Origin of the sequence: Streptomyces sp. NPDC005485, from assembly GCF_040606085.1 — a bacterium.
Classification (GTDB): Bacteria; Actinomycetota; Actinomycetes; order Streptomycetales; family Streptomycetaceae; genus Streptomyces.
In genome coordinates this window covers 63,604-81,891 of the sequence record NZ_JBEXDZ010000016.1, presented here as the reverse complement: position 1 = coordinate 81,891, position 18,288 = coordinate 63,604, and the positions used below count along the sequence as shown (strand labels likewise).

Below are 18,288 nucleotides of genomic sequence, written 5' to 3'. Positions count from 1 at the left end.
GAGGCTCCGATCTCCCACCTGACCGTCCTCCGGGACGGCGGGTCACCGGTCAGGTGGCAGCCATCGTTCCGTACAGACGATGGGGCCGCCCGATTGCGCCCCGCGGTCTTCGCCAGTCGCTCCACGTCCAGCAGGATCACGGCGCGGGCCTCAAGGCGCAGCCAGCCGCGGCCCGCGAAGTCGGCGAGCGCCTTGTTGACCGTCTCGCGGGAGGCGCCGACCAGCTGGGCCAGCTCTTCCTGCGTGAGGTCGTGCACGACGTGGATGCCCTCTTCGGACTGCACGCCGAAGCGGCGGGACAGGTCCAGGAGCGCGCGGGCGACGCGGCCCGGGACGTCCGAGAAGACCAGGTCGGACATCTGGTCGTTGGTCTTGCGCAGGCGTCGGGCGACAGCGCGCAGCAGGGCGGCGGCCACCTCGGGGCGTGCGTTCAGCCAGGGCTGGAGGTCGCCGTGGCCGAGGCCGAGCAGCTTGACCTCGGTCAGCGCGGTGGCGGTCGCCGTGCGCGGGCCCGGGTCGAAGAGCGACAGCTCGCCGATCAGCTCGCCGGGGCCGAGGACGGCGAGCATGTTCTCGCGGCCGTCGGGGGAAGTGCGGTGGAGCTTCACCTTGCCCTCGGTGACCACGTAAAGGCGGTCCCCGGGGTCGCCCTCGTGGAACAGGGCGTCACCGCGCGCGAGGGTCACCTCACTCATGGAGGCGCGGAGCTCCGCGGCCTGCTCGTCATCGAGCGCCGCGAAGAGCGGGGCGCGCCGCAGAACGTCGTCCACGAGTTCTCTCCTTGTCGACCTGCTCAGGGGATCTCTCCCTGGTGTACCAGGGGACCGTGCTCCCCATCTTGCCGGACGGTCCAAACAGTGTGATCAGTCACAAGTCTGCCGTACTGGCGTGCCGGGCAGTGCGGCAGGGGGCCAATTGGGCGCCGATCTTCAGGGTCCAGGGCGGATGTCGGTGCCGGGCTTTAGGCTGGCCGGGTGTCCAAATCGCCGGTGAGAGCACAGGCCAAGGGGGCTGGGCGGGTGGTTGTACGTCGTGATTCCGCTGTGGGCGAACAGGACCCGAGCGGACCGAGGAAAACGACAAAAGAGACAAAATCGATGTCTGAAAAACAGCCTGAGCACCAGCCCGGGAAGCAGCCCGCGAAAGCAACGGTGAAGAAGACCGCCGCGACGAAGGCGAAGAAGACCACGGCGGCGAAGAAGACCACGGCGGTCAAGAAGACCACGGCGGTCAAGAAAGCCACGGGGGTCAAGAAAGCCACCGTCGCCCCGAAAAAGGCCACCGCCGCCGTGAAGCAGCCCGTGCCCGTCAAAACCGTCGCCAAGAAGTCACTCCCGGGCGAGTCGCCCACCGCGCTCGTGCGTCGCGCCCGCCGCATCAACCGCGAGCTCGGCGAGGTGTACCCGTACGCGCACCCCGAACTGGACTTCGAGAACCCCTTCCAGCTCGTGATCGCCACCGTGCTGTCGGCGCAGACGACCGACCTGCGGGTGAACCAGACGACCCCGGCGCTCTTCGCCAAGTACCCCACCCCCGAGGACCTCGCCGCCGCCAACCCGGAGGAGGTCGAGGAGATCCTCCGCCCGACCGGGTTCTTCCGGGCCAAGACCAGGTCGGTGATGGGGCTGTCCAAGGCCCTGGTGGCGGACTTCGGGGGCGAGGTCCCCGGGCGCCTCGAAGACCTCGTCAAGCTCCCCGGCGTGGGCCGCAAGACCGCCTTCGTGGTCCTGGGCAACGCCTTCGGGCGGCCGGGGATCACCGTGGACACCCATTTCGGGCGGCTGGTACGGCGCTGGCAGTGGACCGACGAGACCGACCCCGACAAGGTCGAGGCGATCGTCGGCGCGCTCTTCCCCAAGGGCGACTGGACGATGCTCTCGCACCACGTGATCTTCCACGGCCGCCGTATCTGCCACGCCCGCAAGCCCGCCTGCGGCGCCTGCCCCATCGCCCCGCTCTGCCCGGCGTACGGCGAGGGCGAGACCGACCCGGAGAAGGCGAAGAAGCTTCTGAAGTACGAGAAGGGCGGCTTCCCCGGCCAGCGGCTCAGGCCCCCGCAGGCCTACCTGGACGCGGGCGGCATCCCCGCGCCGCCGCTGGGGGCCGGATGACGGGCCGGACAGCCGGGCGCAGGCGGGGCCGGACGACGGAACGAAAGACCGACCCGCAGGCGTTGAAGGCAGTACGGGGGTGGCGATGACGCACGCGAGCGAGACGCAGGGCGGCAGGGTGGAGCTGAGCAAGGACGGCCTGCCCGGCTGGCTGGACCCGGTGGTGCACGCCGTCGAGACGGTGGAGCCGCTCCAGCTGAGCCGCTTCCTGCCCCCGAAGGACGGCGCGGGCCGGCAGTCCGCCGTGCTGGTCCTGTTCGGCGAGGGCGCCCGCGGCCCGGAGCTGCTGCTCATGGAGCGGGCGAGCTCGCTGAGATCGCACGCCGGGCAGCCGTCCTTCCCCGGCGGCGCCCTCGACCCCGAGGACGGCGATCCGCAGGGCGACGGGCCGCTGCGGGCCGCGCTGCGGGAGGCCGAGGAGGAGACCGGGCTCGACCCGGACGGCGTCCAGCTCTTCGGCATGCTGCCGCGGCTGTACATCCCGGTGAGCGGCTTCGTCGTCGCGCCCGTGCTGGGCTGGTGGCGCCGCCCGACGCCGGTCGGCGTGGTCGATCCGAACGAGACGGCCCGCGTCTTCACGGTCCCCGTGGCGGATCTCACGGACCCCGCCAACCGCGTGACCACCGCCCACCCCAGTGGCCACAAAGGTCCGGCATTCCTGGTCGAATCCGCCCTTGTCTGGGGTTTCACGGCGGGAATCATCGACCGGCTGCTGCACTACGCGGGCTGGGAGCTGCCCTGGGACCGGGACAAGCAGGTCCCGCTCGACTGGCGCGCATGACAGGGTGGCCTCCGTGCTGTGTCCTCCCGGAGGGCGCAGCGTCCTATTGCCGCCTGCGCGGCGGGCCGGACCCCCGGCCGGGACGAGCGACCGCAGAGTGATGAGGCGAGGCTTGAAGCAGTGAACGTGCTGGACATCCTTCTGCTGGTCGCCGCCGTGTGGTTCGCGATCGTGGGCTATCGCCAGGGCTTCGTCGTCGGCATCCTGTCGGTGATCGGCTTCCTGGGCGGCGGCCTCGTCGCGGTCTATCTGCTCCCCGTCATCTGGGGTGCCGCGACGGACGACTCCGAGGTGAGTACGACGGCCGCCGTCGTCGCCGTGGTCGTCGTGATCGTCTGCGCCTCCGTGGGGCAGGCCCTGACCACCCACCTCGGCAACAAGCTGCGCCGGTACATCACCTGGTCCCCGGCCCGGGCCCTGGACGCCACGGGCGGCGCTCTTGTCAACGTCGTCGCGATGCTTCTGGTCGCCTGGCTGATCGGCTCGGCCCTCGCCGGTACGACGCTGCCGACGCTCGGCAAGGAAGTCCGCAACTCCAAGGTGCTGCTGGGCGTTTCACGGGCCCTGCCCGACCAGGCCAACACGTGGTTCGCGGACTTCTCCTCGGTCCTCGCGCAGAACGGTTTCCCGCAGGTCTTCAGCCCGTTCGCCAACGAGCCCATCACGGACGTCAAGCCGCCGGACCCGGCCCTCGCGAAGAGCGCGGTCGCCGTCCGCGCCCAGAACTCCATCGTCAAGGTCATGGGCACCGCCCAGAGTTGCGGCAAGGTCCTCGAAGGCTCCGGTTTCGTCTTCGGCGACCGCCGTGTGATGACCAACGCGCACGTGGTCGGCGGAGTCGACGAGCCCACCGTCCAGATAGGCGGAGAGGGCCGCAAGTACGACGCCACGGTGGTCCTGTACGACTGGGAGCGTGACATCGCCGTACTCGACGTACCGAACCTGAACGCGCCCGCGCTGCAGTTCACTTCGACGGACGCGACCAGCGGTGACAACGCGATCGTGGCCGGCTTCCCGGAGAACGGCTCGTACAACGTGCAGCCCGCGCGCGTGCGCGGCCGTATCACGGCCAACGGCCCGGACATCTACCACCGCGGCACCGTGCGCCGCGATGTGTACTCGCTGTACGCGACGGTGCGTCAGGGCAACTCCGGCGGCCCGCTGCTCACGCCCGACGGCAAGGTGTACGGCGTGGTCTTCGCGAAGTCCCTCGACAACGACGACACCGGATACGCGCTCACGGCGGACGAGGTGCAGGAGGACATCGCCAAGGGTCGCACCGCCAACGAGCAGGTGGACAGCGACAGCTGCGCGCTCTGAGGAAGGGCCGGCTGCTCAGCCCCGGGGATGGCGCAGCCGTACCGAGACCCAGCGGGCCCGGCGGCGCAGAATGTGCGGGATCCCTACGCGGGGGTCCGCGCCCGGCATGTACGGGGCGCCCCTCTGATGGGAGCTCAGACCCGAGGCCGAGCGTCGGTTGCGTGCCGCGTCACTGTAGTCGTGCGTCCAGCCCATACCCCGACGTGTGCCCGTGCCTCAAGGTCGGTAATCGCCCCCACGGCCCCCAATCGGCCTATGCGCCGGGCAATTGGCCGTTCGTAGGACAAGCGTTCCCCGGTGGGGGCGGCCGGACCGCAGAGCGAGGGAAACTCCCTGCTCAGAGCGTTATTCGCCGTATTCGTGGAGTTACCGGTCGGGCTCGGGGTCCTTCAGCCAGTTGACCAGTTCCGTCGAGAACGTCACCGGATCCTCCTCGTGCGGGAAGTGCCCGAGGCCGTCGAACAGCCGCCAGCGGTACGGCGCCTCGACGTACTGCCCGGAGCCCGCGGCGCTCCGCGTCCGCATCACCGGGTCCAGCGAGCCGTGCAGATGCAGCGTCGGGACGCGCACCGGCCGCTTCATCCGGCGGTTGAACTGGATACCGTCCGGGCGGGCCATCGAGCGGACCATCCAGCGGTACGGCTCGATCGAGCAGTGCGCCGTCGAGGGGATGCACATGGCGCGCTGGTACGTCTCCACGGTCTCGTCGTCCGGTTGCAGCGGCCCGGACCAGTCCCGGACCAGTCGGCCCACCAGAGCGCCGTCGTCCGCGACGAGTTGGCGCTCCGGGATCCAGGGCCGCTGGAACCCCCAGATGTATGAACCCGCGGCCGTCTGCTTGACGTCCGAGAGCATCGCCGAGCGCCAGCGGCGGGGGTGCGGCATCGAGGACACCGCGAGCCGGCGCACCAGCTTGGGGCGCATCACGGCCGCCGTCCAGGCCAGGTATCCGCCCAGGTCGTGCCCGACCAGCGCGGCGTCCGGTTCGCCCAGCGACCGTACGACGCCCGTGATGTCGAGCGCGAGGTTGGCGGGGTCGTAACCGCGCGGGGTGCGGTCGCTGCCGCCGACGCCGCGCAGGTCCATGGCCACGGCGCGGAACCCCGCGTCGGCGAGCGCGCCCAGCTGGTAGCGCCAGGTCCACCAGAACTGCGGGAAGCCGTGCAGCAGCAGGACCAGCGGCCCGTCACCCGTTTCGGCGATGTGGAAGCGCGCGCCGTTGGCCGCGACATCCCGGTGGATCACCTCTCGTCCACCGGGAACGTCGAGTCGCACGAGCGAAGTGGGTTGCGCCGAAGGTGGTTGCCCCGCAGGGATGGAGGAGCCCGTCATGAGGACGAGCGTGCCACAGCCTCGATGGCCTCGGGCACCCGGTCCTCGGACGTCACCTCACGGGTGTGCGGCTTGGCGTTCTGCAGCACACCCGCCGACTCCTTCATGGAGGCCGCTGTCTTCTGCGCGCCCTTGCCGTTCTTCGCCTTCTTCGCGAAGACCACGCCGATCAGCGCGAGCACCCCGGCGACCAGCACGTTCGCCGCGAAGGAGAGCAGGAAGCAGACCGCCAGGTTCCAGTCGCTCCAGGTGCGGATGCCGTAGGCCAGGGCGAAGCTCAGCATCGGCAGGGAGAAGATCAGCACCGCCCCGGCGACCGAGAACGCGCCGCCGCTGACCGCACCGCGCTTGACGTCCTGCTTGAGCTGCGCCTTCGCCAGGGCGATCTCGTCGTGCACCAGCGCGGACATCTCGGTCGTCGCCGAGGCGAACAGCTGGCCGATGCTGCGTTCGGTGCCGACCGGGCTGCCGTCGGGTGCGCTCATCGCGGACTCCCTCTTCTGCATGTCTTCTGCATGTGTGTGGACCGTCTGGCTTCTGCTTCTGTCGGTACTGCTTCTGTTTGTACCGTCGCGTCAGATCATGCCGGACCGCGGTCCTCGACGCCTGCCCCGCCCGTCACTTCGGCAAGCCTGCGGTGTTCGGCGGCCTTCCGCTCGTAGAGCTCGGCCATCCGCAGGTGGTACGCCGGGTTCTCCTGCTCGTAGATGTCGGGGATGCCGTCGAGGTCCTCGTCGCGCTCCTCCGCCTCGCACAGGGCGCGGTACTTGGCGTTGCGGATCTTCAGCAGTGTGCCCGCGACGACGGCGGCGATCAGGGAGCCGACCAGGACCGCCGCCTTGACCTCGGCGGTGAGCGTCGGGTCGTCCGCGAAGGCGAGTTCGCCGATCAGCAGCGAGACGGTGAAGCCGATGCCCGCGAGGGAGGAGACGGCGAGGACGTCCGGCCAGGCGAGGTCCTCGCTCAGGGAGGCCCTGGTGAAGCGGGCCGTCAGCCAGGTGCCGCCGAAGACGCCGATGGCCTTGCCGAGGACCAGTCCGAGGACGACACCGAGGGTCTCGGGCCGCGTGAACACCTCGCCCAGGGCCCCGCCGGAAACGGCGACTCCCGCGCTGAAGAGGGCGAACACGGGTACGGCGAGCCCTGCCGACAGCGGGCGTACGAGGTGTTCGATGTGTTCGCCGGGGGAGTGCGTCTCGCCTTCGTGGCGGTGGCAGCGCAGCATCAGTCCCATGGCGACGCCGGCGATGGTGGCGTGGACGCCGCTGTTGTACATCAGCCCCCAGATGACGAGGGCCAGCGGCACGTAGACGTACCAGCCGCGTACGCCCTTGCGCAGCAGCACCCAGAAGACGGCGAGGCCGGCCACCGCGCCGCCGAGGGCCGCGAAGTTCAACTGGTCGGTGAAGAAGACCGCGATGATCAGGATCGCGAAGAGGTCGTCGACGACGGCGAGCGTGAGCAGGAAGGCGCGCAGCGCGGACGGCAGGGACGTGCCGAGCACCGCGAGCACGGCGAGCGCGAAGGCGATGTCGGTCGCGGTGGGTACCGCCCAGCCGTCGAGGGAGCCTTGGCCGAGGACGTTGGTGAGGGTGTAGACGAGCGCGGGCGCGGCCATCCCGCAGAGCGCTGCGGCGACCGGCAGCAGCGCGGCCTTCGGGTCCCGCAGCTCGCCGGCCACCAGTTCGCGCTTGAGTTCGATACCGGCGACGAAGAAGAAGACGGCGAGGAGGCCGTCGGCGGCCCAGTGCTGCACGGAGAGGTTCAGGCCGAGGAACTCGGGCCCGACGTGGAAGTGGGAGACGCTCTCGTAGCTGTCCCGGAGCGGGGTGTTCGCCCAGATCAGCGCGGCGATCGCGGCGAACAGCAGGAAGATTCCGCCGACGGTCTCGGTGCGCAGCGCGTCCGCCACGAAGTTCCGCTCGGGCAGCGACAGACGGCCGAGGAACTTGCGGTTGCTGGGGCTGGGGGGCGCGGCCACGGGGGAGACCTCCGGTCGGGTGGGCAGGACAGAGCACTTGCCGACCAGACTTCCCGGCACACCTCAAAACCTTCTTGTCACGCTGTTGACGCGTTCCTTAGCTTACCTAAGGTTGGCGCGAGGGCGCCTGCCCGGCCGGAGGGCGCCCGCCCGGCACCGCGCACAAAGGTGCCCGGGGTCTGTTGCTCACCCCGGGCACCTCTGTGTGCGTGAGCCCTCAGTCCTCGCTGGGCGCCGCGGGCAGCTTCGCCTGGATGAGGTCCATCACCGTGGAGTCCGTGAGCGTCGTGACGTCCCCGAGCTCCCGGTTCTCGGCGACGTCGCGCAGCAGCCGCCGCATGATCTTCCCGGACCGGGTCTTGGGCAGCTCCGCCACCGGCAGCACCCGCTTGGGCTTGGCGATCGGCCCCAGCGTCGTACCGACGTGGTTGCGCAGGTCGGCGACCAGCCCCTCGTCGTCGGCGGAAGCCGTCCCGCGCAGGATGACGAAGGCGACGATGGCCTGCCCGGTCGTCTCGTCGGCGGCCCCGACCACGGCGGCCTCGGCGACCGACGGATGCGAGACGAGCGCCGACTCGACCTCGGTCGTCGAGATGTTGTGCCCGGACACCAGCATCACGTCGTCGACGCGCCCGAGGAGCCAGATGTCCCCGTCCTCGTCCTTCTTGGCCCCGTCCCCGGCGAAGTACTTGCCTTCGAACCGCGACCAGTACGTGTCGAGGAACCGCTGGTCGTCGCCCCAGATCGTGCGCAGCATCGACGGCCACGGCTCGGTCAGCACGAGGTAACCGCCACCGCCGTCGGGCACTTCGCGTGCCTCGTCGTCGACGACGGTCGCGGAGATGCCCGGCAGCGCCCGCTGCGCGGAGCCCGGCTTGGTCTCCGTCACGCCCGGCAGCGGCGAGATCATCATCGCGCCGGTCTCGGTCTGCCACCACGTGTCGACGATCGGCGTACGGTCCGCGCCGATGTGCTTGCGGTACCAGATCCACGCCTCGGGGTTGATCGGCTCGCCCACGGACCCGAGCACCCTGAGGCTGCTGAGGTCGAACTTCGCGGGGATGTCGTCGCCCCACTTCATGAACGTACGGATCGCGGTCGGCGCCGTGTACAGGATGGTGACCCCGTACTTCTGCACGATCTCCCAGAACCGCCCCTGGTGAGGGGTGTCCGGCGTGCCCTCGTACATGACCTGCGTGGCGCCGTTCGCGAGCGGCCCGTACGTGATGTACGAGTGCCCGGTCACCCAGCCGATGTCGGCCGTGCACCAGTAGACGTCGGTCTCCGGCTTGAGGTCGAAGACGGCGTGGTGGGTGTACGCGGCCTGTGTCAGGTAGCCGCCCGAGGTGTGCAGGATGCCCTTCGGCTTCCCCGTCGTCCCGGACGTGTAGAGGATGAACAGCGGCTGCTCGGCGTCGAACGCCTGCGGCGTGTGCTCGGCCGGCTGCCGCTCGGTGATCTCGTGCCACCACACGTCGCGGCCCTCGGTCCAGGCGACCTCCTGCCCGGTGCGGCGTACGACGAGGACGTGCTCGACCCGGTCGACCCGGTTCAGCGCGTCGTCGACGGCGGGCTTGAGCGCGGCGGGCTTGCCGCGCCGGTAGCCGCCGTCCGCGGTGATGACGACCTTGGCGTCGGCGTCCTCGATGCGGGTCGCGATCGCGTCCGCGGAGAACCCGCCGAAGACGACGGAGTGCGCGGCGCCGATACGGGCGCACGCGAGCATCGCGACGACGGCCTCGGGGATCATCGGCAGGTATACGGCGACGCGGTCGCCCTGCTGCACGCCCAGCTCGGTCAGGGCGTTGGCTGCCCTGGAGACCTCGTCCTTGAGCTCGGCGTAGGTGATGGCCCGGCTGTCGCCCGGCTCACCCTCGAAGTGGATCGCGACCCGGTCGCCGTTGCCGGCTTCCACATGGCGGTCCACGCAGTTGTACGCGACGTTCAGCTTCCCGTCGGCGAACCACTTGGCGAACGGCGGGTTCGACCAGTCCAGCGTCTCGGTCGGCTCGGTGGCCCAGGTCAGCCGGCGGGCCTGCTCGGCCCAGAAGCCGAGCCTGTCAGCCTTGGCCTGCTCATACGCCTCCGCGGTGACATTGGCGTCTGCGGCCACGTCGGCGGGCGGCGCGAACCTGCGCTCTTCCTTCAGCAGGTTGGCCAGGCTTTCGTTGCTCACGACATCTCCCTTTCCCAGGGTGTCCGTTGTGTCCCAGGCCACAGCTCATCAGACCGGAGGGTCCGGTGACAAGGGCCGACCTGAAATTGGTTTAGACCTATGAGACTCGATGGTGACTCCACAAGTCTCCACGGGGCCGTGGTGCCCCTCCGAGACACCTGCAGAGGTACGTACACAGCCACGTGCCGTCGGTCCGCCGGGTTCACCCGGTAACGCTTCCCGGGTCCAGGCCCAAGTACTGGTACTGGCGAAGTACCCCTGAAGCGAGGGAGACACCGAGTGGAACGGATACGGGGCCGGTCCCGCCGCCGCGGCACGTGATCCACAGCTCTTCGAACAGTTCTACCGGCGCCATGTCGACGCCGTGACACGTTTCGTCGCCCGGCGTGTCGACGACCCGCACACCGCCGCCGACCTGACCGCCGAGATCCTCCTCGCGGTCCTGGACTCCGCCGACACCTACCGGCCGGCCGCCGCGCATGCGCGGCCCTCGCCCGCCTCCCGGACGGCGAACGAGCCCTGCTGGAACTGATCACGGTCGACCAGCTCACTCTCACGGAGGCGGCCGCCGCGCTCGGCATCCGCCAGGTCACCGCCCGGGTCCGACTGCACCGGGCCCGCAAGGCACTGCGCGCGGACGCCGACTCGTCGACCGCGCACACGCCGGACGCACCACTGTCGTACGCCACCGGGGGAGAGGCATGAACACGAGACCACGTTCAAGGACCAACTGCCGGCCGAGCTTTAGCACGAGATCGAGCTGCGCGAGACCAGCCGGGCCGAGGGGGCCGAAGCTGCGGTGCGGCCCGCTGCGAGGCGCCGCCTGGTCACGCCGCCCAGGGCACGCGCCGGCCGCGGGGGCCTGCGCCGAGGTCGCGCTCGCCGTGGTGCTCGTGCCGGGTTACACCGGCCGACTCACCCGCATACGCGGTGGAGCGCCACGCGGACGGCAGTGTCACGCCCACTCTCACGCGGATCGGGATCGGCCCGGATGTCCAGTGCCGCCTGGCGCAACGCCTGCGCGCCGAGGGTGTCCACGTCACGCGCCGAAGCCCGTCCGGGTCCCCTGCGGTGCGACCCCGTACACCGGGGCCGCACACCCGACACCGCGATCACGCGGACAGGTCCGCCGCCCCCACGTGGTCGAACACACCGTCTCCGGCCGTCTCGGCCAGCAGATACGCCTGCGCCTCACCCACGTGGAAGTACATCCCGTGCAGCTCCAGCGCCCCCTCCCGCAGGGCCCGCGCCACGGACTCGTGTGCCCGCAGATGCTCCAACTGCTGCACCACGTTGGTCAGACAGAGCTGCTCCACCGCGTCGGCGGGCGCCCGTCCGGCCAGCCGTGCCCAGGGCCGGTCCTCGGCGGCCATCCGCTCCAGGCTCGGCAGCCCGTGCCGCAGCCACCGCTTGAGCGGCGTCTGCGCCCCGCCGGGTTCCGTGTTCAGCAGGGCCTGCATCGCCCCGCACCCGGAGTGCCCGCACACCGTGATGGACCGCACCTGCAGCACGTCCACCGCGTACTCGATCGCCGCCGCCACCGAGTCGTCCCCGCTCTCCTCGCCGGGCTGGGGGCAGCACGTCCCGGCGTTGGTCGGGGGAGGAACGAGATTGCCCACATTGCGTACGACGAAGAGGTCGCCCGGACCACTGGAGGTGATCATCGAGGTGACGAGCCGGGAGTCGGCGCAGGTCAGGAAGAGCTGCGACGGCCGCTGTCCCTCCCGCGCGAGCCGGGCCAGCTCACCGCGGACCAGGGGAGCGGTGTTGCGCTGGAACGCGCTGATGCCGCGCGCCAGTTGATGCCCACTCGGCCCGCTCAGCCCACTCGGTCCGGAGGAGGAGGCGGCGGGCGTCCGGCCGGGCTCGTCCGAAGAGTCGCCGAAGCCGGTCGGCGCGGATTGCGGGCCCTCGCAGTGGTGGTTGCGCCAGGGTGTCCATGGCCGGCAGCGGCAATGGGACGAACCCGCCGGTTCGGCGATCCGCGATCCGGCACGCCCGGCCACCTCGGCCGCGCCACCCTGCGCGAGGTGGGCGCTCTGCCAGTCCTGCAGCGATTCGTACGCGGCGTGGTCCATGAACGAGCCGTCCAACTCCACGACAGCGTCGACCCCTTGGGGCACCTGGTGCAGTACACGGCTGAGCCGTGGCACCGCGAGGAACGTCAACTGCCCTCGTACACGTACGTAATGGACTCCCTCTCTCTCCTCGTGCGTGATGCGCGTATGGGCCAGGCGGTTCAGGGCGACGCCGACGGCCACGGCGACTCCCAGTGCCACACCCTCGAGAACTCCGAGGAACACGACGCCGAGTGTGGTGACGGCGTAGACCAGGACCTCGCGGTGGCGGGTGACCGTGCGGATGTGGTGCAGGGACACCATCTGGATACCGACGGCCATCACCAGGGCGGCGAGCGAGGCGAGCGGGATCAGCTCCAGGGCGGGGACCATCAGCAGCGCGGCAACTACTACCCAAACGCCGTGCAGCATCGTGGAGTTCCGGCTCACCGCACCGGCCCGCACATTCGCGGAACTCCGTACGGCGACCCCGGCGACCGGCAGCCCGCCCAGCGCCCCGGAGACGATGTTGGCGGCGCCCTGGCCGAGCAGCTCCCGGTCGAGGTTCGAACGGCTGACCCGGCCCTGCAGTTCCGGCCGTTTGGCCGCCAGCTTGTCCACGGCGACGGCGCCGAGCAGCGACTGCACGCTGCACACCAGGGTGATGGTCAGGACGGCGGCGGCGATCCCGAGCACGGGCCCCTCGGGCATACCTGCCAGGGCGTGACTGCTCCAGGACGGCAGGTCGACCCTGGGCAGAGTCAGCCCGGCGAGCGAGGCGGTCGCCGTGGCCCCGGCGACGGCGACGAGCGCGGCCGGCACCTTGCGCAGCACCCGCCCCACGCGTCCGGGGATCCGCGGCCAGACGAGCAGCAGCGTCAGGGTCAGCGCGCTCATCGCCGCCGCGGCGGGATGCAGGTGAGCCAACTGGGCGGGCAGCGCGCGGAGGTTGTCGAGAACGGAACTCTGCGGGGTGCCGCCCAGCACGATGTGCAGCTGGGCGACGGCGATGGTCACACCGATGCCGGCGAGCATGCCGTGCACGATCGCGGGACTGACGGCGAGCGCCGTACGGGCAACGCGCAGGCAGCCCAGACCCAGCTGGGCGAACCCGGCGAGGACGGTGATGGCGCACGTCGCACGCCATCCGTAGTGGTGGATGAGCTCGGCGGTGACGACTGTGAGGCCGGCGGCGGGGCCGCTCACCTGGAGCGGTGAGCCGCCGAGCCGTCCGGCGACGAGTCCGCCGACGGCGGCGGCGACGAGCCCCGCCTGGAGCGGTGCGCCGGTGGCGAGGGCGATGCCGAGGGACAGCGGCAGGGCGATCAGGAAGACCGCGATCGAGGCCGACAGATCTGCGCCCGCGACACGGAATCGGCGGGGCGGAGCCGGCGGGGGGCTGTGGGGCTGGTGGATGCGCTCCTGCCGACTCGGGTCGGTGGCGCGGGTGGGGACGCAGGCGGACATGGTTCCCGTCTCCTCCGGGGCAGCGCGGTCGCGGAACAGGGGCTCCCCGTCGATGGCGGGGGGTCGGGTCGCGGCCGTGGGTCACGGCGTGCAGCGGCGGGATATCTCAACGCTCGGTAAACGGATCGTAATGCAGAGTAAAGGCTCTGTGCGGAGATTTGTGGCAAATAGGGCAGTAAATCACTCTCCAGGGTGAAGCGAGCTTTTGATCGGCTTGTCGTATTTGTTCATTCTCGGTCCCGTGCCACCTTGGCGGCGCTGTCGACACATCGCTGCACATCACCCCAGAACGCCCTCATCAGCGTTGCCCGGACCGAAGGAAGAAGGTGGGCGGAAGATGGCCGCCACCCAGAGGATCGCCGCGGGCGTAGCACTCGCCGCGGCCTGTGCCACGGCGCTCGCCGGTTGCGCGTCGGGAACCACTGGCTCCCATGAGTCCAGTGGTTCCACCGGTACCAAGCAAGGTGCGCACGGCGCGAAGAAGGCGCCGGGGGCCGCCGCACCCAAGAGCGCGGTCCGCCTGATCGGCGACGGCTCCACCTCGTACACCGGGGCGCAGCCGCACCTGCCCAGGCCCGTACGGCTGAAGCCCGGCCAAAAGCCCCCGCAGTTCGTGGTCTTCTCCTGGGACGGCGCCGGCGAGGACGGCCAGAAGCTCTTCTCGCACTTCCGCGAGGTCGCCAAGGCCAACCGGGCGACCATGACGTACTTCCTGAGCGGCGTGTACATGCTGCCGGAGGAGAAGCGCGATCTGTACCGGCCGCCGGAGCACTCGCCCGGCCGCTCCGACATCGGCTTCAACGACGAGCAGGGCATCGGCGACACCGTGAAGCAGCTGCGCGGCGCGTGGCTGGAGGGCAACGAGGTCGGCACGCACTTCAACGGTCACTTCTGCGGCAGCGGAGGCGGCGTCGGTGAGTGGTCGGTCGCGGAGTGGAAGAGCGAGATCGCCCAGGCGAAGGGGTTCGTGAAGTCCTGGAAGACGAACGCGGCCATGAAGAAGGCCTCCCCGCTGCCCTTCGACTACGAGAAGGAACTCATCGGCGCCCGCACGCCCTGTCTGGAGGGCCAGAAGAACTTCATGAAGGCGGCCCGCCAACTGGGCTTCCGCTACGACTCCAGCGGCGTCAACAACCAGATCTGGCCCAACAAGAAGGAGGGCCTGTGGGATCTGTCGATGCAGCTCGTCCCGGTCCCCGGCCGCGCCTTCGAGACGCTCACCATGGACTACAACTTCATGGTGAACCAGTCCGGCACCGCGACCCAGGGCGACCCCGGCAAGCAGGAGTACTGGGGCGACCAGATGCGTGACGGCCTGCTCAAGGGCTTCCAGCGCGCCTACGACGGCAACCGCGCGCCCCTGATCATCGGCAACCACTTCGAGTCCTGGAACGGCGGCAACTACATGCGCGCCGTCCAGGAGGTCATCGAGCGCGTCTGCACCAAGTCCGAGGTGCGCTGCGTCTCCTTCCACCAGCTCGCCGACTGGCTGGACGCCCAGGACCCGGCGACCCTGGAGAAGCTGAGCACGTTGAACGTCGGTGAGGCGCCGAAGACGGGCTGGGCGTCGTTCCTCTCGGGCCGTCCCGCCCCGGCGCCGAAGGGCGTCCCGGGAGCTCCGGCCGCCAAGCCGTAACCGGGACGCACACCGCGACCGGGCACCGCCGTCGCTCACGCGGCGGCGGTCACCCGCTCGCCGAGGACGGGGTCAGGCAGGCAGCGGCAGCTGCTCGCCGAGGACGAAACCGGGGTCGACCTGCGCGGCCAGGTCGGCACCGGTCTTCTCGTTGCCCCAACTGCTCGCGTTCTTCAGGTGGAAGTGCACCATCTGGCGCGTGTAGCGCTCCCAGTCGCGCAGCTCGTACGTCGCGTCGGCGGCCGTTCGCAGCAGACGCAGGGCGCGGCGGTTGGTGTCCTCCAGGAGCTCGAACCGGGGCGGCCGGCCCTTCTCCATGGCGCGCACCCAGTCCGAGTGCCCGACCGTCACGAGCAGGTCGTCCCCGACTTCGGCGCGGAGGAAGTCGAGGTCGTCCTGGCCCTGCACCTTGTTGCCGACGACCTTCAGGACGACCCCGAAGTCGCGGGCGTACTCCTTGTACTGGCGATAGACGGAGACCCCCTTCCGGGTCGGCTCGGCGACGAGGAACGTGATGTCGAAGCGGGTGAACATGCCGGAGGCGAAGGAGTCGGAACCCGCCGTCATGTCGACCACCACGTACTCACCGGGGCCGTCGACCAGGTGGTTCAGGCACAGCTCCACCGCTCCCGTCTTGGAGTGGTAGCAGGCGACCCCGAGGTCCGCGTCGGTGAAAGGGCCGGTGACCATCAAACGGACGGCGCCGCCGTCGAGTTCCACCGGCCGCGCGCAGGCGTCGTACACCGGATTGGACTCGGACACCCGCAGCAGCCGTGAACCCTCGCCGGGCGGAGTTGTCTTGATCATCGTCTCGGCGGAGGCGATACGCGGATTGGAGCCGCGCAGGTAGTCCTTGATCAGCGGCAGCCGTGCGCCCATGGCGGGCAGTGCGGCGGCCTCCGTCTCGTCGAGGCCGAGCGCGGCCCCCAAGTGCTGGTTGATGTCCGCGTCCACCGCGACGACCGGCGATCCGGTGGCCGCCAGATGGCGGACGAAGAGCGAGGACAGGGTGGTCTTGCCGCTGCCGCCCTTCCCAACGAAAGCAATTTTCATGTTCAGTAAGATAGTGCGCGAGGGGCGTCCACGCGCGCGTGGACGTGAAGAACACCACTCCTTCGGGGAGGGCGGCGCCGGTGTGCGTAATGTCGTACTCATGAGTACGACAGGTGCGTCCGCCGATCCGCTCGCGGCCCTGGGCTCGCTGCCCGGGGTGGCCGATTCCGTGGAGTCCGTGCGCAAGGCCGTGGACCGCGTCTACGGGCACCGGATCATGCGGCGCCGCAGCAACGAGATCACCTCCGAGGCGGCGCTGCGCGGTGCCCGCGGCTCCGCGGCGTTGTCCGGTGCCGACTGGGCCCTGGAAGAGGTGCGCCGACGCACCGACTTCAGTGGTGACGACGAGGCCCGCGTTGTCGGCGCCTCCCTCAGGCTGGCCGCCGAGGCGGGCCAACTGCTCTCGATCTGGCGGCAGTCGCCCCTGCGTGTGCTGGCCCGGCTGCATCTGGTGGCCGCCGCGGACAACGGGGACACGGTCGGCCGCCCGCGCCGGCACGGCGAGCCGGTCGACGAGCCGCTCGTGGAGCTGCCGCTGCCCGACGCGACCGAGGTCGCCGGACGCCTCGAAGGCCTCTCCCAGCTGATCATCGCCGGAGGGTCGGCGCCCGCTCTGGTGACGGCGGCCGTGGTCCACGGCGAGCTGCTCGCGCTGCGTCCCTTCGGCGCGCACAACGGCCTGGTCGCCCGTGCGGCCGAGCGAATCGTCCTGGTCGGCAGCGGCCTCGACCCGAAGTCGGTGTGCCCGGCGGAAGTCGGCCACGCGGAACTCGGCCGCGCCGCCTATGCGGCCGCACTGGAGGGCTATGCCTCCGGCACCCCGGAGGGAATGGCCGCCTGGATCGCCCACTGCGGCAGGGCGGTTGAACTGGGTGCCCGGGAATCGACGGCCGTGTGCGAGGCGCTTCAGCGCGGGGCGGCGTAACACCGCCTGCCAGTGAATCAAGGGCCGGAAAAGGGTTGCGGCGGTACGAATTCTCGTACCGCCGCTGGCATGTTCACCGGGTTACCAAGCGTCCTCGAAATATTGCCCATCAGGTCGGGAACTGCTGCCCGTTACCTGGTGCGGCTGGCCCGTAATCGACGGGTCGACGTCGCGTGGGTGCCTGGTGTTCATGCTCGGTCCGTGGGGCCTTGGTTGCGTTTAAAGGTGATCCTCTCGGATGTCCTTGGTCTCGCGGGCCGTTAACCCCTTTGTACTCCAGCTTCGGAGGAAGTGGAACCCCTGGCCGCAGTTCTTTACTTTTAGGTTCAAATGGGCTTGATTCGGGCTTATCTGCGGTGTGGCCAGTTCACAGGGCAGATCAAGTGACGATTGCCCGACGCCGACTCGCGTACCAGACGAGCCCCGCGGTGGCCGCCGCCGCTCCGACGGCCGCCGCCGCGACGAGCGCCGGACGGGGCGGCACGGACAGCGTGGGAATCCGTTGCTTCAGCCGGACCGGACGGTGGAAGTCCAGAATCGGCCATGAGCGGGCGATGGCCTCGCGCCGCAGCGCCCGGTCCGGATTGACCGCGTGGGGGTGGCCGACGGACGCCAGCATCGGGATGTCGGTCGCGGAGTCGCTGTAGGCATAGCAGCGCGAGAGGTCGTATCCCTCCGACGCCGCCAGCTCCTTGACCGCCTCGGCCTTCGTCGGTCCGTACGCGTAGTACTCCACCTCCCCGGTGAAGCAGCCGTCGTCGCCCACGATCATCCGCGTCGCCACCACGCGGTCCGCGCCGAGGAGTTCACCGATCGGCTCGACGACCTCGGCCCCGGACGTGGACACGATCACGACGTCCCGTCCGGCGATGTGGTGCTCCTCGATGAGGGACGCCGCCTCGTCGTAGATGATCGGGTCGATCAGGTCGTGCAGCGTCTCGGCGACGATCTCCTTGACCTGCTGGACGTTCCAGCCGCGGCACAGTGCGGACAGGTACTTGCGCATCCGCTCCATCTGGTCGTGGTCGGCGCCGCCCGCGAGGAACACGAACTGGGCATATGCGGTACGCAAGGCCGCCCTGCGGTTGATCAGCCCGCCTTGGTAGAACGACTTGCTGAACGTGAGCGTGCTCGACTTCGCAATGACCGTCTTGTCCAGGTCAAAGAAGGCTGCTGTGCGAGGCAAGGAGTGGTTTTCCACGAGCCGAGCATAGGCGCCCACCATTCGGCGTAGTGTGTGGCGCGTGGGTTTGCCTGAGAGGGCTCTCGGGTACACCATGGAAGTCACGGATCGTTCGCGACCGTGCTAACCCGGTCTGGCTCCTCCCCCCCCGAGTCGGACCGTGGGGACGACCCCCGCTCTCCCCCCCGGCGGGGGTCGTCGCATGTCCGGATGGGTTTTTCCCCTCTTCTGCGCGGCCTCGAAGCCACATCGCCAGTACCTCGACC

13 protein-coding genes and 2 pseudogenes are annotated in these 18,288 nt (G+C 70.0%); 6 read left to right on the top strand and 9 right to left on the bottom strand.

The features are described from left to right. Nucleotides 1-89: 89 nt before the first annotated feature. Nucleotides 90-770: pseudogene (locus ABZS97_RS08635) on the bottom strand (Crp/Fnr family transcriptional regulator); the annotation flags it as partial. 327 nt (nt 771-1,097) lie between these two features. Here ABZS97_RS08635 and nth point away from each other — a divergent pair. From nth to ABZS97_RS08620, 3 genes are all read left to right on the top strand, one after another. Continuing rightward, nucleotides 1,098-2,111, top strand: coding sequence for an endonuclease III (gene nth / locus ABZS97_RS08630; RefSeq protein ID WP_356135110.1), 1,014 nt, complete (start codon nt 1,098-1,100; stop codon nt 2,109-2,111). Nucleotides 2,112-2,196: 85 nt separating this feature from the next. Then, nucleotides 2,197-2,892, top strand: a complete 696-nt coding sequence (locus tag ABZS97_RS08625; RefSeq protein WP_356135108.1) for a CoA pyrophosphatase — start codon at nt 2,197-2,199, stop codon at nt 2,890-2,892. Between the two features lie 120 nt (nt 2,893-3,012). Beyond that, complete coding sequence (locus ABZS97_RS08620; RefSeq protein ID WP_356135106.1) at nt 3,013-4,212, top strand: MarP family serine protease; 1,200 nt, start codon at nt 3,013-3,015, stop codon at nt 4,210-4,212. Nucleotides 4,213-4,227: 15 nt separating this feature from the next. Here ABZS97_RS08620 and ABZS97_RS08615 read toward each other — a convergent pair whose 3' ends face one another. The 5 genes from ABZS97_RS08615 to acs all read right to left on the bottom strand — a co-directional run bounded on the left by ABZS97_RS08615 (nt 4,228) and on the right by acs (nt 9,743). Beyond that, nucleotides 4,228-4,407 carry a hypothetical protein gene (locus tag ABZS97_RS08615; RefSeq protein ID WP_356135104.1) on the bottom strand — a complete coding sequence of 60 codons (180 nt, stop codon included), beginning with the start codon at nt 4,405-4,407 and terminating at the stop codon, nt 4,228-4,230. Between the two features lie 171 nt (nt 4,408-4,578). Next, nucleotides 4,579-5,544 carry an alpha/beta hydrolase gene (locus ABZS97_RS08610; RefSeq protein WP_356135102.1) on the bottom strand — a complete coding sequence of 322 codons (966 nt, stop codon included), beginning with the start codon at nt 5,542-5,544 and terminating at the stop codon, nt 4,579-4,581. Next, nucleotides 5,541-6,029, bottom strand: coding sequence for a phage holin family protein (locus ABZS97_RS08605; protein ID WP_356135100.1), 489 nt, complete (start codon nt 6,027-6,029; stop codon nt 5,541-5,543). The genes ABZS97_RS08610 and ABZS97_RS08605 overlap by 4 nt, the downstream gene beginning before the upstream one ends. Nucleotides 6,030-6,124: 95 nt before the next feature. Next, the gene (gene nhaA, locus ABZS97_RS08600; RefSeq protein ID WP_356135118.1) at nt 6,125-7,525 is read right to left on the bottom strand and encodes a Na+/H+ antiporter NhaA; all 1,401 of its coding nucleotides are present in this window, start codon (nt 7,523-7,525) and stop codon (nt 6,125-6,127) included. Between the two features lie 217 nt (nt 7,526-7,742). Continuing rightward, entirely contained in the window at nt 7,743-9,743 is a 2,001-nt protein-coding gene (gene acs, locus ABZS97_RS08595) for an acetate--CoA ligase (RefSeq protein WP_356135098.1), read from the bottom strand. Nucleotides 9,744-10,065: 322 nt separating this feature from the next. On the opposite strand from acs, the pseudogene ABZS97_RS08590 reads away from it, so the two are divergent. Next, a pseudogene (locus tag ABZS97_RS08590) lies at nt 10,066-10,406 on the top strand (sigma factor-like helix-turn-helix DNA-binding protein). A gap of 407 nt (nt 10,407-10,813) precedes the next feature. Here the strand turns inward: ABZS97_RS08590 and ABZS97_RS08585 are convergent. After that, a complete protein-coding gene (locus ABZS97_RS08585) occupies nt 10,814-13,225 on the bottom strand; it encodes a SulP family inorganic anion transporter (RefSeq protein WP_356135096.1) in 2,412 nt (803 codons plus the stop codon). 337 nt (nt 13,226-13,562) lie between these two features. On the opposite strand from ABZS97_RS08585, the gene ABZS97_RS08580 reads away from it, so the two are divergent. Then, complete coding sequence (locus ABZS97_RS08580; protein WP_356135094.1) at nt 13,563-14,861, top strand: hypothetical protein; 1,299 nt, start codon at nt 13,563-13,565, stop codon at nt 14,859-14,861. Between the two features lie 72 nt (nt 14,862-14,933). Here ABZS97_RS08580 and ABZS97_RS08575 read toward each other — a convergent pair whose 3' ends face one another. After that, nucleotides 14,934-15,914, bottom strand: a complete 981-nt coding sequence (locus tag ABZS97_RS08575) for an ATP-binding protein (RefSeq protein WP_356135092.1) — start codon at nt 15,912-15,914, stop codon at nt 14,934-14,936. Nucleotides 15,915-16,014: 100 nt separating this feature from the next. Here ABZS97_RS08575 and ABZS97_RS08570 point away from each other — a divergent pair, with 100 nt between their 5' ends. Further along, nucleotides 16,015-16,839: an oxidoreductase gene (locus ABZS97_RS08570; RefSeq protein WP_356135090.1), complete on the top strand. Its 825-nt coding sequence runs from the start codon at nt 16,015-16,017 to the stop codon at nt 16,837-16,839. Between the two features lie 379 nt (nt 16,840-17,218). Here the strand turns inward: ABZS97_RS08570 and ABZS97_RS08565 are convergent, their stop codons facing one another. Beyond that, a complete protein-coding gene (locus ABZS97_RS08565) occupies nt 17,219-18,064 on the bottom strand; it encodes an HAD-IB family hydrolase (protein ID WP_356135088.1) in 846 nt (281 codons plus the stop codon). Nucleotides 18,065-18,288 lie beyond the last annotated feature (224 nt).

Coding starts and splice junctions, on each gene's coding strand:
- nth (WP_356135110.1), top strand. CDS start 1,098: ATGTCTGAAAAACAGCCTGAGCACCAGCCCGGGAAGCAGCCCGCGAAA.
- ABZS97_RS08625 (WP_356135108.1), top strand. CDS start 2,197: ATGACGCACGCGAGCGAGACGCAGGGCGGCAGGGTGGAGCTGAGCAAG.
- ABZS97_RS08615 (WP_356135104.1), bottom strand. CDS start 4,407: ATGGGCTGGACGCACGACTACAGTGACGCGGCACGCAACCGACGCTCG.
- ABZS97_RS08610 (WP_356135102.1), bottom strand. CDS start 5,544: ATGACGGGCTCCTCCATCCCTGCGGGGCAACCACCTTCGGCGCAACCC.
- ABZS97_RS08605 (WP_356135100.1), bottom strand. CDS start 6,029: ATGAGCGCACCCGACGGCAGCCCGGTCGGCACCGAACGCAGCATCGGC.
- ABZS97_RS08585 (WP_356135096.1), bottom strand. CDS start 13,225: ATGTCCGCCTGCGTCCCCACCCGCGCCACCGACCCGAGTCGGCAGGAG.
- ABZS97_RS08580 (WP_356135094.1), top strand. CDS start 13,563: ATGGCCGCCACCCAGAGGATCGCCGCGGGCGTAGCACTCGCCGCGGCC.
- ABZS97_RS08575 (WP_356135092.1), bottom strand. CDS start 15,914: ATGAAAATTGCTTTCGTTGGGAAGGGCGGCAGCGGCAAGACCACCCTG.
- ABZS97_RS08570 (WP_356135090.1), top strand. CDS start 16,015: ATGAGTACGACAGGTGCGTCCGCCGATCCGCTCGCGGCCCTGGGCTCG.
- ABZS97_RS08565 (WP_356135088.1), bottom strand. CDS start 18,064: ATGGTGGGCGCCTATGCTCGGCTCGTGGAAAACCACTCCTTGCCTCGC.